17 protein-coding genes and 1 tRNA gene are annotated in these 16201 nt (G+C 65.7%); 7 read left to right on the plus strand and 11 right to left on the minus strand.

The window, feature by feature from the left end:
• The first annotated feature begins 306 nt into the window (after positions 1-306).
• Positions 307-447: a hypothetical protein gene (locus tag ABD767_RS15640; protein ID WP_344869920.1), complete on the plus strand. Its 141-nt coding sequence runs from the start codon at positions 307-309 to the stop codon at positions 445-447.
• Between the two features lie 51 nt (positions 448-498).
• Here ABD767_RS15640 and ABD767_RS15645 read toward each other — a convergent pair whose 3' ends face one another.
• From ABD767_RS15645 to ABD767_RS15660, 4 genes are all read right to left on the minus strand, one after another.
• Positions 499-1590 (minus strand): replication protein RepA, encoded by a 1092-nt coding sequence (locus ABD767_RS15645; protein ID WP_425549931.1) that lies wholly within the window; start codon positions 1588-1590, stop codon positions 499-501.
• A gap of 3 nt (positions 1591-1593) precedes the next feature.
• The gene (locus tag ABD767_RS15650; protein WP_344869921.1) at positions 1594-1959 is read right to left on the minus strand and encodes a helix-turn-helix transcriptional regulator; all 366 of its coding nucleotides are present in this window, start codon (positions 1957-1959) and stop codon (positions 1594-1596) included.
• Between the two features lie 448 nt (positions 1960-2407).
• Positions 2408-2484, minus strand: a tRNA-Pro gene (locus tag ABD767_RS15655).
• A gap of 24 nt (positions 2485-2508) precedes the next feature.
• Positions 2509-3438 (minus strand): polyprenyl synthetase family protein, encoded by a 930-nt coding sequence (locus tag ABD767_RS15660; RefSeq protein ID WP_103045798.1) that lies wholly within the window; start codon positions 3436-3438, stop codon positions 2509-2511.
• A gap of 215 nt (positions 3439-3653) precedes the next feature.
• Here ABD767_RS15660 and rplU point away from each other — a divergent pair, with 215 nt between their 5' ends.
• The 4 genes from rplU (at position 3654) to proB (ending at position 6643) form a co-directional block, all read left to right on the plus strand.
• On the plus strand, positions 3654-3965 hold the full coding sequence (gene rplU, locus ABD767_RS15665; RefSeq protein WP_103045794.1) for a 50S ribosomal protein L21: 312 nt from the start codon (positions 3654-3656) through the stop codon (positions 3963-3965).
• Between the two features lie 12 nt (positions 3966-3977).
• Complete coding sequence (rpmA, locus tag ABD767_RS15670; RefSeq protein ID WP_103045795.1) at positions 3978-4235, plus strand: 50S ribosomal protein L27; 258 nt, start codon at positions 3978-3980, stop codon at positions 4233-4235.
• A gap of 126 nt (positions 4236-4361) precedes the next feature.
• Complete coding sequence (gene cgtA / locus ABD767_RS15675; RefSeq protein ID WP_103045796.1) at positions 4362-5438, plus strand: Obg family GTPase CgtA; 1077 nt, start codon at positions 4362-4364, stop codon at positions 5436-5438.
• Positions 5439-5500: 62 nt separating this feature from the next.
• Entirely contained in the window at positions 5501-6643 is a 1143-nt protein-coding gene (gene proB / locus ABD767_RS15680; RefSeq protein ID WP_103045799.1) for a glutamate 5-kinase, read from the plus strand.
• Positions 6644-6802: 159 nt separating this feature from the next.
• On the opposite strand, the gene ABD767_RS15685 is transcribed toward proB, so the two are convergent.
• Entirely contained in the window at positions 6803-7504 is a 702-nt protein-coding gene (locus tag ABD767_RS15685) for an RNA pyrophosphohydrolase (protein ID WP_344869923.1), read from the minus strand.
• A 91-nt stretch (positions 7505-7595) separates the two neighbouring features.
• Here ABD767_RS15685 and ABD767_RS15690 point away from each other — a divergent pair, with 91 nt between their 5' ends.
• Complete coding sequence (locus ABD767_RS15690) at positions 7596-9341, plus strand: proline--tRNA ligase (protein ID WP_344869924.1); 1746 nt, start codon at positions 7596-7598, stop codon at positions 9339-9341.
• Positions 9342-9349: 8 nt separating this feature from the next.
• A complete protein-coding gene (locus ABD767_RS15695; RefSeq protein ID WP_344869925.1) occupies positions 9350-10042 on the plus strand; it encodes a lytic transglycosylase domain-containing protein in 693 nt (230 codons plus the stop codon).
• Between the two features lie 316 nt (positions 10043-10358).
• Here the strand turns inward: ABD767_RS15695 and paeA are convergent, their stop codons facing one another.
• The 6 genes from paeA to ABD767_RS15725 form a co-directional block, all read right to left on the minus strand.
• Positions 10359-11678, minus strand: coding sequence for a polyamine export protein PaeA (gene paeA, locus ABD767_RS15700; protein ID WP_103046001.1), 1320 nt, complete (start codon positions 11676-11678; stop codon positions 10359-10361).
• An 81-nt stretch (positions 11679-11759) separates the two neighbouring features.
• Positions 11760-12776 (minus strand): AAA family ATPase, encoded by a 1017-nt coding sequence (locus ABD767_RS15705; RefSeq protein WP_103046002.1) that lies wholly within the window; start codon positions 12774-12776, stop codon positions 11760-11762.
• 173 nt (positions 12777-12949) lie between these two features.
• Positions 12950-13282, minus strand: coding sequence for a Grx4 family monothiol glutaredoxin (gene grxD, locus ABD767_RS15710; protein WP_103046003.1), 333 nt, complete (start codon positions 13280-13282; stop codon positions 12950-12952).
• Between the two features lie 397 nt (positions 13283-13679).
• A complete protein-coding gene (prmC, locus tag ABD767_RS15715) occupies positions 13680-14537 on the minus strand; it encodes a peptide chain release factor N(5)-glutamine methyltransferase (protein ID WP_103046004.1) in 858 nt (285 codons plus the stop codon).
• Positions 14534-15616 carry a peptide chain release factor 1 gene (gene prfA / locus ABD767_RS15720; RefSeq protein ID WP_103046005.1) on the minus strand — a complete coding sequence of 361 codons (1083 nt, stop codon included), beginning with the start codon at positions 15614-15616 and terminating at the stop codon, positions 14534-14536. Before prfA ends, prmC begins: the two co-directional genes overlap by 4 nt.
• Positions 15617-15750: 134 nt before the next feature.
• Positions 15751-16191, minus strand: coding sequence for a type IV pilin protein (locus ABD767_RS15725; protein WP_103046006.1), 441 nt, complete (start codon positions 16189-16191; stop codon positions 15751-15753).
• Positions 16192-16201 lie beyond the last annotated feature (10 nt).

Genomic DNA, 16201 nt, shown 5'->3' on the forward strand with positions numbered 1-16201 from the left:
AGAAGTGGACCATGCCCATCCGGGATTGGAAGGCCGCGCTGACCCGCTTTACCATTCAGTTCGGAGACCGCATCTCCGTCAATTGAAGTCCGACCCGTTTACACAAAAATTCGGACACGCCCCGGCAAGGGCGTACGAGCTATTACGCGAGCGGCATTCAACCTCGCGCTCCTTCGCCTTTGCATCGAGGACGAGCGTCCGTTCCCCAACTTCGTCCTAATTGACTCTCCACTGCTCGTTTACGAGGAGCCGGACGCCGGCGAGTCGGCGTTCCCGCACGACATCAAGAAGCATTTCTGGGAGAGCGTGAAGTCATCCTTCATCGACGCACAAGTCATCATCATCGAGAACAGCCACCAGCTTCCGGGCGACGAAACGCTCGACGGGGTGAAGGTCGAGCTATTCACTGGCAACGAGCACGGACGTATGGGTTTTATCCCTACGTAGGGTACTCATAGAGTCAAGAAATGTGTGTGGTGATTAAGAGCTTTGGGGGGGCTACTTCGTCGGCCCACCCCTAAAAGGGATTGGCGGGGGGGAGCCATTCAGCAGTATCCCGCCCCTGACTTGCTGTACCTTGGCCTGTGGATAAGCTACGAGCACTTTTCGCAGCGCGGGAAGAAATTTCTTTTTGAAATCTTTGTCGGCATCCTTGCCTGTGTACTCTTGCGCGAACTGCTCCCGCAGTGAATGCCAGTGCAAGATGATGCCCTTGCCCTCGATGCGATGCAGACGATGGGCCAGCCATGCATATACGTCGAGCGCCAGCGCGGAGCCTTTGAGTGCCATCAATGCGCGGTTGTCGAGCGGCACGGCGCTTTCGATCAATGAACCAAAGTAGCTTTCGGAAAGCCGCATCACTCCCGGCCAAAGCGAACGCTGCGCCGTGTCCTTGTTGCTCTGCCATGCGTCGAACTGCTCTACTGGCTGCCCGTTGTAGGTGCGGCCTTTGAAGCCAAGCTGCAAGCGACAGGCGGCAAGAGCGTGCATCTGCTTGCGCAAGGTTGCATAGCGTTTGCCGTCGTCACCCATGCCCATGAGCCGCAGGAACTCGGCGGCGCTGTTTCCGATGTAGATTTCCTGTTCTCCGGTGCGTAACGCATAGGTGGAGATCCACGCCAGCGCCAGGCGGGGCATCGGGCCGTAGGGCACAGGCTGCACCACAGGCCCTTTGCCTTCATCCAGAAGGCCTGCTTGCACGTTCACCCATGCGGCCCCGGACTGGCGCATGAATTCCCGACCTTCGACCTTGGCGCGTGGCAGCCCGACTTGGCAAAGAACGGCATGAGTGAACGCCATGTCCTGCCCTTCGGGCATCGTCGCCGCAATTTTTCCCCCTGCCAGGATCAGCGCGGATTCGGCGCGTGTGAGCGCACGGCCAGTACCAACCTTGTCTTTGGGTTGGATTTTCGGGATAGTTCCCGTGGCTGTTTGTTCGATGCTGACGGAAAGAGGGCTGCGGCGCAGGTGAGCTGTCGCTGCCGCGGCGTGAGCCGTCACTTCAGCGTTCTTCCGATAGAGCCAATTCAGTGCATCGTCAAACGGGGAAGCCGAGCGCGGTTTGGACGCGCTGGTGATTTCGGCTCCCACTGTTCAAGTGTTTAGCTGGGTGAAAGTCGTCGTGGCCCAGCGTTGGCGGGCTATCTGCTCTGCTTTGGTGGGGCGCCCGCGTGGTCGCTGTGGGGGCGGTGGTTCTGCAGGCTTGGTGGACTCGATCCAGGCGAGCACATCGCGTTCGTACCAGCACAGCCTGCGGCTGCCTGGCATCTTGAACGGGCGGGGGATCAGGTGGCTGTACTTGGAACTGGTGGCAAAGGTACGGATCGTGGTGACGCTCTTGCCCAGCATCCGGGACAAGTCCTCGGTGAAGAGCACCCGCACGGGGGCAGATGGGGAGTCAAGGGTTGCGCGAACGATGGGAGTGCCAGCTTGCGCTTCTGGCAGCAGGGGAAGTTGCATGGCTCGAAAACTCGTCGTGAGCCGACAGGCGGCTCGTGGAGCGATTGACAGTTTTCGAGACCAGAGCCCTGCCGAGATCGAAGAGCGCGGTTGGAGGAAGCTCAACCTAACTTCAGCATCTCGTCGCGCGTATTCGCGCTGCGACAGTCCACCGGGAAGATGGCCCAGGAATTTCGGGCGCAGTGATTGGCGTGCCGGGTTATCGCTGAATCCCCCGAGGAACGTGCAGGCGCTTCCTGAGTGAGGACGGAGGACGCCTATCCACTCCGCCAACCTGCCACACTGGTTTGTCGTGAATAGCAGTATAGAGTCGGGTTGCTACCAGCAGCAAGAGCATCCCAAGCCCTGGGCCATTGTTGGGCCATCAGATAAGGTGATTTACTCTGAATTGCTATGCACAAAGAAAAAGAGCCAAACCAGCTAAGCGCTTGATTTGACTCTTGAATCCTGGTCGGGGTGAGAGGATTCGAACCTCCGGCCTCTACGTCCCGAACGTAGCGCTCTACCAGGCTAAGCTACACCCCGAAAGCCTTTGGCTTGCGCAGGCGTTCAATTCCTGCGCACCAAAAGCTGAGCCGCCAATTGTAGCAAAGCTTCGGTGTGTGAATTGCGAGGAAGCATGGAAATTGCATCGATTGCCTGCTGCGCCTGTTCCGCCGCTGCGGCGTGGGTAGCAGTGAGGGCGTCAGTGGCGTGGATGACGTCGATCACGGTGTGCAGCTGGTCGGTGCTGCCTTCTTCGATGATCTTGCGCAGGCGTGCGCATTGCTCGGCGTCGCTTCGCTGCATGGCGATGATGAGCGGTAGCGTGACCTTGCCTTCACGCAGGTCGTCGCCCAGGTTCTTGCCCAATTCGTGGGCGTCTCCGTCGTAGTCCAGCGCGTCGTCGATGACCTGGAAGGCCGTTCCCAGTGCCTGTCCGTAGGTGGCACAGGCCTGTTCGGTGGCGGCGTCGCTGCCCATGAGCACGGCAGCCAGGCGGGCGCTGGCCTCGAACAGCTTGGCGGTCTTTGAGCGGATGACCCACAGGTATTGCTCGGTCGACAGCGACGCGTCGTGCGTGTTCATCAGCTGCTGCACCTCGCCTTCGGCGATGACGTTGGTCGCGTCGGCCAGGATCTGCATCACGCGCATCTGGCCTGTCTCCACCATCATCTGGAAGGAGCGCGAGTGCAGAAAATCGCCCACGAGCACGCTGGCGGGGTTGCCAAAGCGCACGTTGGCCGTGGGGCGGCCGCGGCGCAGCGTGGACTCGTCGACCACGTCGTCGTGCAGCAAGGTGGCGGTGTGGATGAACTCCACGACCGCGGCCAGGTTGTAGTGCTGGCGGCCCTGGTAGCCCAGGGCGCCGCTGAACAGCAGCAGCAGTGCCGGGCGCAGGCGCTTGCCGCCGGCCGAGATGATGTGCTGGGCCACGTCCGCCACCAGGGGCACGGACGATTGCAGGCGCTGGGCGATGACGGCGTCGACCTCGCGCATGTCGCTGGCGATCAGGGCGAGGGGGTTGGCCGAGCTGGGGAGGGTTGCGTCCAAGATGGTCTGGTCTGCAGATAAGGGAACAATTGATTATAGGAAGCGTGCGCGGTGTGTTATTGCTGGACAAGGGGCAAGAAGGTGCGCTCGACACGGAAAAGTCGTACAATCCCTGATTCTGCAAAAATTCTTTTGCGGAGACTCCAATCAAAGAGGTTTACATGTACGCGGTCATAAAAACCGGTGGCAAGCAGTATCGCGTTGCCGTCGGCGAAAAAATTAAGGTAGAACAGATTGCTGCGGACGTTGGCCAGGAGATCGTGATCGACCAGGTTCTGGCTGTCGGCAACGGCGCTGAACTGAAGGTGGGCACGCCTCTGGTGTCCGGCGCAGCCGTCAAGGCCACTGTGGTGGCGCACGGCAAGCACGACAAGGTGCATATCTTCAAGATGCGCCGTCGTAAGCATTACCAGAAACGCCAGGGCCACCGCCAGCAGTTCACCGAGCTGCAAATCGGTGCGATCACTGCCTAAGGAGAGTTAGTCATGGCACAGAAAAAAGGCGGCGGCTCTACGCGTAACGGGCGCGATTCCAAGCCCAAGATGCTTGGCGTGAAGGCCTATGGCGGCCAGTTGATCAGCGCCGGCTCCATCATCGTGCGCCAGCGCGGCACGCGTGTCCACCCTGGCGACAATGTCGGCATTGGCAAGGATCACACGCTGTTTGCACTGGTTGACGGCCACGTGTCGTTCGGCACCAAGGGTGCGCTGTCCAAGCACACGGTGAGCGTGACGGCAGTCTGAGGCTGCCTACAAGGCACCCTTTGCAGCAAAGCCCCGCTTCGTCGGGGCTTTTGTCGTTGGCAGTCTGTCCGTTTTGATGCGGATACGCCTCTTTCCCGCCCCTCTTGCTTTTGTACACTGCTTCCCATGAAATTCGTCGATGAGGCCTTTATCGATGTTGTTGCCGGCGACGGCGGCAACGGCTGTGTGTCGTTCCGGCACGAGAAATACAAGGAATTCGGCGGTCCGGACGGCGGCGACGGCGGCCGCGGCGGCCATGTCTTTGCAGTGGCCGACCCTAACCTGAACACGCTGGTCGACTACCGCTTCTCGCGCCGCCACGAGGCCAAGCGCGGGGAGCACGGCAAGGGCTCGGACATGTTCGGCGCCGCAGGCAGCGACATTACGCTCAAGATGCCGGTGGGCACCATCGTCACCGATGCCGAGACCGGCCAGGTGCTCTACGAGTTGCTCACGCCCGGCGAGGTGGTAACCATTGCCAAGGGCGGCGATGGCGGGTTTGGCAACCTGCGTTTCAAGAGTTCGATCAACCGTGCGCCCCGGCAGAAGACGCCCGGCTGGCCGGGTGAGAAGAAAAACCTCAAGCTCGAACTGAAGGTGCTGGCCGACGTCGGCCTGCTGGGCATGCCCAACGCGGGCAAGTCCACTTTCATTGCCGCAGTCTCCAACGCGCGGCCCAAGATTGCCGACTACCCGTTCACCACGCTGCACCCCAATCTGGGCGTGGTGCGCGTGGGGCCGGAGCAAAGCTTTGTCGTGGCCGACATTCCGGGCCTGATCGAGGGCGCTTCCGAGGGGGCGGGGCTGGGTCACCAGTTTTTGCGCCATCTGCAGCGTACCCGGCTGCTGCTGCACGTGGTCGACATGGCGCCGTTCGACGACAGTGTCGATCCGGTCGCGCAGGCGCGGGCCATCGTCGGCGAGCTGAAGAAATACGACGCCGAGCTCTATGCCAAGCCGCGCTGGCTGGTGCTCAACAAGCTGGACATGGTGCCTGCCGAGGAGCGCGCCGCGCGCGTCAAGGACTTCGTCAAGCGCTTCAAGTGGAAGGGGCCGGTGTTCGAGATCTCGGCCCTCACGCGCGAAGGCTGCCAGCCATTGGTGCAGTCCATCTACCAGCATGTGCACGCGCAGCAGAAGGCCCTGCAGGAGCCCGTCGAGGTTGACCCGCGCTTTGCGCTCGGCGCCGACGAAGAGCAATAGCACTTTCCGCCCGCATCGGGTTGCGCCGGCCGGTGGCGCGCTGCGGGCTTTCCGGATTGAACATGGCATCCAATGTTTTGAGCGACGCGCGTCGCATCGTGGTCAAGGTGGGCTCCAGCCTGGTGACCAATGAGGGCCGGGGGCTGGACGAGGCCGCCGTCGGCGAATGGGCGCGCCAGCTCGCGCAGCTGATGCATGGCGACGACGCGCCGCGGCGCGAGGTCATCATGGTCTCCAGCGGCGCGGTGGCCGAAGGCATGAAGCGCCTGGGCTGGGCCCAGCGCCCCAGCGAGGTACATGAGCTGCAGGCTGCCGCCGCCGTCGGCCAGATGGGGCTGGCGCAGATGTACGAGACCAAGCTGCGCGAGCAAGGCCTGGGCAGCGCGCAGGTGCTGCTCACCCATGCCGACCTGGCCGACCGCGAGCGCTACCTGAACGCGCGCGCCACGCTGCTGGCGCTGCTGCGCCTGGGCGTGGTGCCGGTCATCAACGAAAACGATACCGTGGTCACCGACGAGATCAAGTTTGGCGACAACGACACGCTGGGCGCGCTGGTGGCCAACCTGGTCGAGGCCGATGCGCTCGTCATCCTGACCGACCAGAAGGGCCTGTACACCGCCGACCCCCGGCGCGACCCGTCCGCGCAGTTCGTGCACGAGGCGCGCGCCGGCGACGTGACGCTGGAGGCCATGGCCGGCGGCGCGGGCTCGTCGATCGGGCGCGGCGGCATGATCACCAAAATCCTGGCCGCCAAGCGCGCTGCGGGCTCGGGCACTTCGACGGTGATCGCCTGGGGGCGCGAGCCCGACGTGCTGATCCGCCTGGCGCGCGGCGAGGCCATTGGCACGCTGCTGGTGGCACAGACACCCAAGAAGCAGGCGCGCAAGCAGTGGATGGCCGACCACCTGCAGTTGCAAGGTGCCGTGACCGTGGACGCTGGCGCGGTCAACAAGCTGCTGCGCGACGGCAAGAGCCTGCTGCCCGTGGGCATGGTGGCTGTGCAGGGCGACTTTGCGCGCGGCGACGTGATTGCGATTCGCGACGCGAAGGGGCTCGAAGTCGCCCGCGGCCTGGCCAACTACGCCAGCGCCGAGGCGCGCCGGTTGTGCGGCAAGCATTCGTATGAGCTGGAGCCGCTGCTGGGCTACGTCGCCGAGCACGAGATGGTGCATCGCGACAACCTGGTGCTGATGACCTCGGCGTAACCGCAACCGCAGCGGCCATGCACCCCCGCTTGGCCTGGCGAGGGGCGCCGCGCGCTCATTCCATTTCCATATCAACCGATTACTTTGTCGGCTTCGCTTGTCGTGCTACAGCACTGTCTGCGCTTCACCTTCGCGTACTCGATCGATATAGAAATGGAATCAGTTGCGTGGCGATACCTTGTCGGCGTGCGAGAACTCGCGCGCGCCGGCCGTGGGTGCCTGGCTGGCGTGCGGATCGGGGTCGAAGGTCGCGCCCGGCGGCAGCTCCATGCCGGGCTTGAGCAGGCGGGCATTGCCGCGCTGGGTGGTCATGGTGTGGCCCAAAGGCTCGCGGTCGTCGGCGTTGCGCGCGCGCATGCCGCTGCGCAGGTAGCGGTTGCGGTTCTCGTGGCGCGGCACAAAGCGGGCCAGCTCGGTCAGCGCCATTTCATAGACGCCGCGCTTGAACTCGACGACCACGTCCAGCGGCACCCAGTAATCGTTCCAGCGCCAGGCGTCGAACTCCGGGTGATTGGTCGCGCGCAGATTCAAGTCCCAGTCATGGCCCAGCAACTGCAGCAAATACCAGATCTGTTTCTGGCCGCGATAGTGGCCGCGCGCGTCGCGGCGAATGTAGCGATCTGGCACCTCGTAGCGCAACCAGTCCCGGGTACGTGCCATCACGCGCACATGGTGGGGCTGCAGGCCGATCTCCTCGTGCAGTTCCCGAAACATTGCCTGTTCCGGAGTCTCCCCGCGGTCGATGCCGCCCTGGGGGAACTGCCAGCTGTGAGTTCGGATGCGCTTGCCCCAGAACACCTGGTTCTTCTGGTTGAGCAAGATGATGCCGACGTTGGGCCTGAAGCCTTCCCTGTCAAGCATAATCGAACCCCAAATTTTCAAACTGTGGTCATTATGCACCGCGCCCGTGCGCGATCAGGGCGGGATGAACCCCAGTCAGCGAGCCCGTTCGATGAAAGCCTCTCAATTTTTCGTATCCACCCTCAAGGAAGCCCCGGCGGACGCCGAAGTGGTCAGCCACAAGCTGATGACGCGCGCCGGCCTGATCAAGAAACTGGGTGCCGGCATTTACACCTATATGCCGATGGGGCTGCGCGTGATCCGCAAGGTCGAAGCCATTGTGCGCGAGGAGATGAACCGCGCCGGCGCCGTCGAATGCACCATGCCCGTGGTGCAGCCCGGCGAGCTGTGGCAGGAGACGGGGCGCTTCGAGAAAATGGGCCCCGAGCTGCTGCGCATTCGTGACCGCCATGGGCGCGACTTCGTGGTGCAACCCACCAGCGAAGAAGTGATCACTGACATCGCGCGCCAGGAGCTGCGCAGCTACAAGCAGCTGCCGCGCAATTTTTACCAGATTCAGACCAAGTTCCGCGACGAGCGCCGCCCGCGCTTCGGCCTGATGCGCGGGCGCGAGTTCACCATGAAGGACGCTTATTCCTTCGATCGCAACCCCGAGGCCGCCAAGGCCAGCTACCAGGTCATGGCGCAGGCCTATCGGCGCATTTTTGACCGCTTCGGCCTGACCTACCGTGCGGTGGCGGCCGACTCGGGCGCCATTGGCGGCGACCTGAGCGAGGAGTTCCAGGTGATTGCCGCCACCGGCGAGGACGCCATCGTCTACTGCCCGGCCAGTGACTACGCCGCCAACATGGAAAAGGCCGAAAGCGCGCCGCCGACCGGCCCGCGCCCAGCTCCCGCCCAGGCGCAAACGCTCACGCCCACGCCCGGCAAGGCCACCTGCGCCGACGTGGCCGCGCTGCTGGGCGTGCCGCTGGCGAGCACCGTCAAATCGCTGGTGCTGGCCACCGACACGCTGGACGAGGACGGCAACGTTACCGCCAGCCAGGTCTGGTTGCTGCTGCTGCGCGGCGACCACGACATGAACGAGGTCAAGGTCTCCAAGCTGCCCGGGCTGGACGTGGGCTTTCGCTTCGCAACGCTGGCTGAGATCCAGTCGCACTTCGGCACCGAGCCCGGCTACCTCGGCCCGCTGGGGCTGCTGCAGCCGGTCAAGGTCGTCGCCGACCGCGAAGTGGCCGTCATGGCCGACTGGATTTGCGGTGCCAACCGCAAGGACTACCACATCACCGGCGTGAACTGGGGCCGCGACCTGCCCGAGCCCGATCTGGTGGCCGACCTGCGCAACGTCGTCGCGGGCGACCCGTCGCCCGACGGCAAGGGCGCGCTGGCCATCGAGCGCGGCATCGAGGTGGGTCATGTGTTCTACCTGGGCACCAAGTATTCCAAGGCGATGAATGCCACCTTCCTGGCCGAGGACGGCAAGCCCGCCTTCTTCGAGATGGGCTGCTACGGCATCGGCATCACGCGGCTGCCCGCCGCCGCCATCGAGCAGAACCACGACGAGCGCGGCATCATCTGGCCGGACGCCATCGCGCCGTTCACCGTCGTCATCTGCCCCATCGGCATGGATCGCAGCGAGGCCGTCAAGGCCGCGGCCGGGCAGCTCTACGCCGAGCTGCTGGCCGCCGGTGTCGACGTCATCCTGGACGACCGCGGCGAGCGCCCCGGCGCGATGTTTGCCGACTGGGAGCTGATCGGCGTGCCGCACCGCGTCACGATTGGCGACAAGGGCCTGAAAGACGGCAAGGTCGAGTACCAGCACAGGCGCGACAGCGCGGCCACCGCGGTCGACGTGTCGCAAATGGCTGACTTGCTGCGCAGCAAGCTGGCGGTATAAATCGATACATGCACAGCGGGCAGAACCACGAACAGAACGAACAGCACCCGCGCGCCGGCACGCGCCGCGCCTGCCTGTTGTCGCTGTCGTCGCTGCCCGCGCTGGCCGCGGCCCCCGCGCTGTGGCTGGGCGCGCCCACCGCGGCGCATGCCGGCGGCCAGCTGGAAGAGCCGTTGATGGACTCGGTGCGCAGCGCGCTCAGCGCTGCGGTGATCGACCTGGCGCCGCCCGAGCCGCTGTTTGCCAGCACCGAGGCGCGCCTGGCCTATTTGCGCTGGCTGGCCGAGATGAGCGCGCGGCTGCGCACGCGCAAGCCAGACGCTACGGTGCGCCGCGAGTTCTTGCAGACGCTGTGGTACGAGGCGCGCCGCGCCGGGCTGGAAGTGTCGCTGGTGCTGGGCCTGGTGCAGGTGGAGAGCGCTTTCCGCAAGTTCGCGGTTTCATCCGTCGGCGCACGCGGATACATGCAGGTCATGCCGTTCTGGTCGCGCCTGATCGGCGACGGCGACGCCGCCAAGCTGTTCCAGATGCAGGCCAACCTGCGCTTTGGCTGCGTCATCCTGCGCCACTATCTGGATCGCGAACGCGGCAACCTCTACATGGCGCTGGGCCGCTACAACGGCAGCCGCGGCAAGCCGCAATATCCCAACGCGGTGTTCGCCGCGCAAAAGCGCTGGCACTTCGAGCTGGCGGCGTCCTAGGAGGCTGTCGGACTTGGAGCGTCGAAAGCGAGAATCGGCCCCAGCGAGCACAGTTTTTGCCGGATTTGCAGCCCAATAGCCGAGCTATTGGGCAAAAAGACGGTAAAAAATGAGCCGCTGCGGTCGATTTGCAGCCGACGATTTCCAAGTCCGACAGACTCCTAGACGGTCTGAAAGTCGTTTTTCGAGCGTTGAATCGCGGCGAGAGCGCCGCTCCCACAGAGAGAGAATGGATTCCGTGGGAGCGGCGCCCCCGCCGCGACGGATGTTTGGCGCCGTCAATCTGCACAAAACCCGCCGCAGCTCGAACGTTTCTTCAACCCTCCACCACCGGCGCGGCATCGGCTTGCGGCTCCAGGCGCGAGACCATGACCTGGTCGATCCGGTAGCTGTCCACGTCCAGCACCTCGAACTTGTAGCCGCCCCACAGCACGCTGTCGGTGCGCCGGGGCACGCGGCGCAGCATCACCATCAGAAAGCCGGCCAGCGTCTCGTACTCCTCGCCGTGCGGCAGCTCGTCGAGCTGCAGCGCGTGCAGCACGTCCTCGATGGGCGTGACGCCGTCGATCAGCCACGAATTCTCGTCGCGGCGCACGATCTGCTCCTCGTCGTCCGGGCCGACCAGGTCGCCCATCACGGTGCTCATCACGTCGTTGAGCGTGACTACGCCAACCACGCGGCTGTACTCGTTGACCAGCACCGCAAAGTCCTCGTGCACGTGGCGGAACTGCTCCAGCACCTCGGCAAGCGTCAGCCGGTCGGGCACGATCAGCACCTTGCGCACCAGCGCGTCGTCCTTGAGCGTGATCGGCTGGTTGTTGAGCACGCGCTGAAACAAATCCTTGGCGTCCACATAGCCGACCACGTGGTCGATGTCGCCCTCGCACACCGGGTAGGTGGAAAACGGCTCGGCCGCAATGCGCGCGCGGATCAGCTCGTCCGGGTCGTCGCGCAGAAAAAACGCCACGCGCTCGCGCAGCGTCATGGCAGAGGCCACGGCGCGTGAGTCCAGCTCGAACACGTTGGCAATCACCTGCTGCTCCTGCGCCGCCAGAATGCCGGCGCGCGCGCCTGCCTCGGTCATGGCCAGGATGTCCTCGCTGGTGATGCGGTCGTCGCGCACGCTGGACAGCCCCGTCAGGCGCAGCAGCAGGTCGGCGCAGCGGCTGTACAGCCACACCATTGGCGCCAGCAGCGCCATGCACCATTGCATGGGGCGCGCCACGCGCAGCGCCACGGTCTCGGGGTGGGCCATGCCAAGGCGTTTGGGCAGCAGGTCGGCAAACAGGATGAACAGCGAGGTGACCACCAGGAACGACAACACGAAACCGAGCGACTGTGCGGATTTTTCCGGCAGCCAGTTTTGCAACAGGGCGGTCAACCCCGGGCTGAGCGCGCCCTCACCAACAATGCCGCCGAGGATGGCCACCGCGTTGAGGCCAATCTGCACCACCGTGAAGTAATCCCCAGGCTGCTCCTGCATCTGCAGCATCAGGGCTGCGCGGCCGTCGCCCTCGTCGGCCAGCTGGCGCAGGCGCAGGCGGCGCGACGCGGCCAGCGAGATTTCGGCGACGGAGAAAAACGCACTCGCGCCAATCAGCACGCAGATCAGAAGCAGTTGTTGGGTCAGGCTCATAGGCAGACGGGAGAACGTGCGCGGGGCGCACCACGGCGGCCAGTGTAGCGGGCAGCCCTGGCGGGCCGTACCGGCTGGGGCTTACTGCACAAAACCCATGCGCGGGCGCGCGCCGTCGCCTTGCGGCAGGTCGCCCGCCTGCACCGTGCTGCGCCGCGCCAGGCGAGCGTTGCCAAAGCCGGTCATCAGCGCGCGGCGCATCTCGCGCGGGGGCAGGTGGGCCAGCAGGTCCAGCACCTCGTCCTGCGGCTCGGGATCCAGGTGGCGGCCCCAGTCGTGGCTGGCGCGAATGCCGTGGTACAGCTGCGCGGCAATCGCGCGCGCCTGCTCGGGCGTGGGCGCGTGCACCTCGAACACGTTCATGCGGTTCATGATGGGCTCGGGAATGCCGCGCTCGTCGTTGGCCGTGGTGATCCAGATCACCTGGCTGGCGTCGATGGCCACGTCGGCAAACTCGTCGGTAAAGGCTTGCGCCGTGTCGTGCTCCAGCAGGCCGTAGAGCGCGCCCAGCGGGTCGTACTGCGCGTCGCCCGCGGCCTTGTCGATCTCGTCGACGACGATGACCGGGTTGGCGTATTCGCCGTCCACCAGCGCCTGGAAGACCTTGCCCGGGCGCGCGCCCTTCCATTGCGACGACGCGCCCGACAGCAGCCAGCCGGCGGTCATCGAGCTCATCGGCACCAGGTTCATGCCGGTGCCCAGCAAAGTAGCCAGCTGGCGCGCAAAGTGCGTCTTGCCAATACCGGGCGGGCCCAGCAGCAGCATGGGCGTCACCTCCAGCCCGTCGGCGCTGTCCTGCGCCAGCGCCACGTGGCGGCGCACGTCGTCGAGCACCTGGGCAAAGTTGGGCAGCTGCTCGTACAACGCGTCCATGTGGGGGACGCCCGAGGGCTTGACCTGGAAGCGCTCGGGCCCGCGTTCGAGCATGCGCTCGTAGACGTTGCGCAGGTTGTCGTACTCGTGCTGGCCGCCCGACTCCTGCAAGCGTGCCAGCTTGCGCTGTACGTCGCCGGGGTCGAACACATTGCGCAGCTGCGCCAGCGGCAGGCGCACCGGCGCGTCGCGGGTGACCAGGCTGAAGTGCGATTCGTCTTGCATGGCATCTCCCCTTCGGCGGTGCCCTGCAGCCGTGCTTGCATGGGGTGGGCAGGGCGGTCTGCGGGCACCGTTCGCCCATTCAAGCACAGTGCGCGACGGCACTCAATGCCGTGCAAACCCCCGCCACAGGCGCAAAAAAACCGCCCGCAGGCGGTTGGGTTGTGCGGCCCGGCTTAGGCTGCCTTGTTGGCGCCCAGCACCTGCTGCAGCTCGCCTGACTCATACATCTCCATCATGATGTCCGAGCCGCCGATGAACTCGCCGCGCACGTACAGTTGCGGAATCGTCGGCCAGTTGCTGAACTCCTTGATGCCCTGGCGCACCTCGTCGTCTTCCAGCACGTCGACCGAGGCAATCTGCGAAGCCTCCAGGCCGCAGGCCTTCAAAACCTGGACCGCACGGCCCGAGAAGCCGCACATCGGGAACGCGACGTTGCCCTTCATGAACAGCAAGACTTCATTGCCCTGAACCAGCTGGGTCAGGCGATCGCGGGTGGTTTGTTCCATGCCAATAGCTCCAGAAAAAAACAGATGGCACCGTCTCATGGTGCGGCAACCGAGCATTTTCGCATTGCCGGGGCTGAACCCTTGCGGCGCAGGGACTTTTGGGGGCAGCGCGCCGCTGCGGATTGGCTCCTTCCCCCTCTGGGAGAAGGCGGGGATGGGGGCGGCTGGCGCACGCGCAGGTTGTGCCCTGGGCCGGCGTCGCTGGCCCCTACCCCAACCCTCCCCCAGAGGGGGAGGGAGTTGCCAGCTGCGGCGGATTGGCACCTTCCCCCTCTGGGGGAAGGCGGGGATGGGGGCGGCTGATACGCGCGCAGGTTGTGCCTTGGGCCGGCGTCGCTGGCCCCCACCCCAACCCTCTCCCAAAGGGGGAGGGAGTTGCTAGCCGCACCACGCCACTTCACCCCATCCACAGCCCGCCGCTGCAGCGCTCCTGCCCGGCCAGGTCACGCCGGGTTTGCACCTGCGCAAAGCCGTGTGCGTGCAGCAGGCCGCGCACCGCCTCGCCCTGGTTCCAGCCGTGCTCCAGCAGCAGCCAGCCACCGGGCGTCAGGCAGTGCGGCGCTTGCGCGGCGATGGTGCGGATGTCGTCCAGCCCGTCGGCGCCGCTGGCCAGGGCCGACAGCGGCTCGTGCGTGAGCTGCGCCAGGTGCGGGTCGTCCGCGGCGATGTAGGGCGGGTTGGAGACGATCAGGTCGAATGGCCCGCGCACGCCGACCAGCCAGCGCGCCTGTGCAAAGCGCACCGGCAGCGCCAGGCGCCGCGCGTTGGCCTGCGCCACCTGCAGCGCAGCGGCGCTGGCGTCGGTAGCCAGCAGCCGCGCCGCGGGCAGGGCCGCCTGCAGCGCCAGCGCAATGGCGCCGCTGCCCGTGCCCAGGTCGGCAATGCGCGGCTGGGGCAGGGCGTGGGCGCATTCCAGCGCCCAGTCCACCAGGGTTTCGGTGTCGGGGCGCGGATCCAGCACGCGGGCGTCCACCGCCAGATCCAGCCCGTGAAAAGCCTTGTGCCCGGTCAGGTAGGCCACGGGCTCGCCCGCCGCGCGGCGCCGGCACAGCGCGGCGTAGGCCGCGGCAGCCGGCGCGGGCAGCGGGTCGTCGTCGTGGGCAATCAGCCAGGCGCGGTCGTGGCGGCTGCGCCCCAGGCAGTGCAGCAGCAGCATTTGCGCGTCGATGCGCGCCAGCCCCAGCGTCTGCGCCTGCCGCAGCGCCTGGGCGGGCGTGGCCGGCGGGGCAGGGGGTGTGGCGTGCGGCGGGTTCAAGCGCCCAGCCCCAGCTCGGCCAGCAGTTCTGCCTCGTGCGCGTGCTGCAGCGCCTGCACGATTTCCTGGAGGTCGCCCTCCATCACCGCCGCCAGCTTGTACAGCGTCAGGTTGATGCGGTGGTCGGTCACCCGCCCCTGCGGAAAGTTGTAGGTGCGGATGCGGTCGGAGCGGTCGCCGCTGCCGATCAAGCCCTTGCGCAGCGCCGCCTCTTTGCTGGCGCGCTCGCTGCGCTCTTTTTCTTGCAGGCGTGCCTGCAGCACGGCCAGCGCCTTGGCCTTGTTGCTGTGCTGGCTGCGCCCGTCCTGGCACTCGGCCACGATGCCCGTGGGCAGGTGCACCACGCGCACGGCCGAATCGGTCTTGTTGATGTGCTGACCGCCCGCGCCGCTGGCACGGAAGGTGTCTATGCGCAGATCCGCCGGGTTGAGCGTGATGGCCTGCGTGGGGTCGGGCTCGGGCATCACCGCCACGGTGCAGGCGCTGGTGTGGATGCGCCCCTGCGTCTCGGTGACCGGCACGCGCTGCACGCGGTGGCCGCCCGACTCGAAGCGCAGCAGACCGTAGACCTGCTCGCCCTCGATGCGCAGCACCACCTCCTTGTAGCCGCCCAGCTCGCTGTCGCTGGCGCTCATCACCTCCACACGCCAGCCGCGCTCTGCGGCGTAGCGCGTGTACATGCGCGTCAGGTCGCCGGCAAACAGCGCCGACTCGTCGCCGCCCGTGCCGGCGCGGATCTCGACAAAGGCGTTGCGCGCGTCCTGCGGATCCTTGGGCAGCAGCATGCGCTGCAGCTCGCCCTCCAGCTGCACCAGGTCGGCCTGTGCGGCGGCAATTTCGTCCTGCGCCATCTCGGCCATGTCGGGTTCATGGAGCAGCTCCTCGGCCGTGGCCAGGTCTTGCTGGCGCTGGCGGTAGCGCGCCCAGCGCTGGGCAATGGCCGACACCTCGGCGTGCTCGCGCGATAGCGCCATGAACTGCGCCATGTCGGCCATGATGTCGGGGCGCGAAAGTAGAAAGTCCAGCTCGTTCAGGCGGTCTGCATGGCGCTGGAGTTGGTGTTCGAAAGATGCGTGCATGGTCAGCGGGCGATTGTCGCCGCTGTTGGGCGGGCCGCGCTCGATGCACGCATGTGGCGGGTGTTGGGGGCTGGGAGCGCCGGCATCTTGCCGGCACTGATCGCGGCGAGGGCGCCGCTCCCACGGGCGTCGCTCTATTTGCCCCAGCAGTCGGTCACGATGGCTTCATTGCCTTCCTTGCCCGCTGCGCCGCGCAATCCGGTGTTGGTCAGCGTGTAGTTGCCGCATTTGTCGCCGGTTTGCGCGCCTTGGGGCGTGGCGGTCAGGGTGAAGGCGCTGCCGTCGTCCTCCACCTCGGCGCTGACCGTGTAGCGGTCGCCTTCCACTTTTTGCAGCGCAGCAGGGAATTTGTCGTCCGCGGGGTAGACGCCCGTGGCCGTTGCTGCCCGCTCCAGCCATTGCGCCCCTTGCATCAGCGCCGCGCGCGCCGCCGCGCGGTGGCCGCGGCGCACGTACTCGGTGTAGCTGGGGTAGGCAATGGCCGAGAGGATGCCGATGATGGCGACGACGATCATCACCTCGATGAGGGTGAAGCCGCGCTGGCGACCAAAGCGGTGGATTGAGCCTTGTTGCATTTGGGCCGTC

It is taken from the genome of Comamonas faecalis, assembly GCF_039538025.1.
GTDB classification, from domain to species: Bacteria; Pseudomonadota; Gammaproteobacteria; order Burkholderiales; family Burkholderiaceae_C; genus Comamonas_C; species Comamonas_C faecalis.

What these genes read in the sequence shown, in the direction of transcription:
- prfA (WP_103046005.1), bottom strand. Translation starts at nt 15,616, where the DNA reads ATGCACGCATCTTTCGAACACCAACTCCAGCGCCATGCAGACCGCCTG.
- cgtA (WP_103045796.1), top strand. Translation starts at nt 4,362, where the DNA reads ATGAAATTCGTCGATGAGGCCTTTATCGATGTTGTTGCCGGCGACGGC.
- proB (WP_103045799.1), top strand. Translation starts at nt 5,501, where the DNA reads ATGGCATCCAATGTTTTGAGCGACGCGCGTCGCATCGTGGTCAAGGTG.
- ABD767_RS15660 (WP_103045798.1), bottom strand. Translation starts at nt 3,438, where the DNA reads ATGCGCGAGGTCGACGCCGTCATCGCCCAGCGCCTGCAATCGTCCGTG.
- ABD767_RS15725 (WP_103046006.1), bottom strand. Translation starts at nt 16,191, where the DNA reads ATGCAACAAGGCTCAATCCACCGCTTTGGTCGCCAGCGCGGCTTCACC.
- grxD (WP_103046003.1), bottom strand. Translation starts at nt 13,282, where the DNA reads ATGGAACAAACCACCCGCGATCGCCTGACCCAGCTGGTTCAGGGCAAT.
- ABD767_RS15685 (WP_344869923.1), bottom strand. Translation starts at nt 7,504, where the DNA reads ATGCTTGACAGGGAAGGCTTCAGGCCCAACGTCGGCATCATCTTGCTC.
- rpmA (WP_103045795.1), top strand. Translation starts at nt 3,978, where the DNA reads ATGGCACAGAAAAAAGGCGGCGGCTCTACGCGTAACGGGCGCGATTCC.
- rplU (WP_103045794.1), top strand. Translation starts at nt 3,654, where the DNA reads ATGTACGCGGTCATAAAAACCGGTGGCAAGCAGTATCGCGTTGCCGTC.
- ABD767_RS15695 (WP_344869925.1), top strand. Translation starts at nt 9,350, where the DNA reads ATGCACAGCGGGCAGAACCACGAACAGAACGAACAGCACCCGCGCGCC.
- paeA (WP_103046001.1), bottom strand. Translation starts at nt 11,678, where the DNA reads ATGAGCCTGACCCAACAACTGCTTCTGATCTGCGTGCTGATTGGCGCG.
- ABD767_RS15650 (WP_344869921.1), bottom strand. Translation starts at nt 1,959, where the DNA reads ATGCAACTTCCCCTGCTGCCAGAAGCGCAAGCTGGCACTCCCATCGTT.
- ABD767_RS15690 (WP_344869924.1), top strand. Translation starts at nt 7,596, where the DNA reads ATGAAAGCCTCTCAATTTTTCGTATCCACCCTCAAGGAAGCCCCGGCG.
- ABD767_RS15705 (WP_103046002.1), bottom strand. Translation starts at nt 12,776, where the DNA reads ATGCAAGACGAATCGCACTTCAGCCTGGTCACCCGCGACGCGCCGGTG.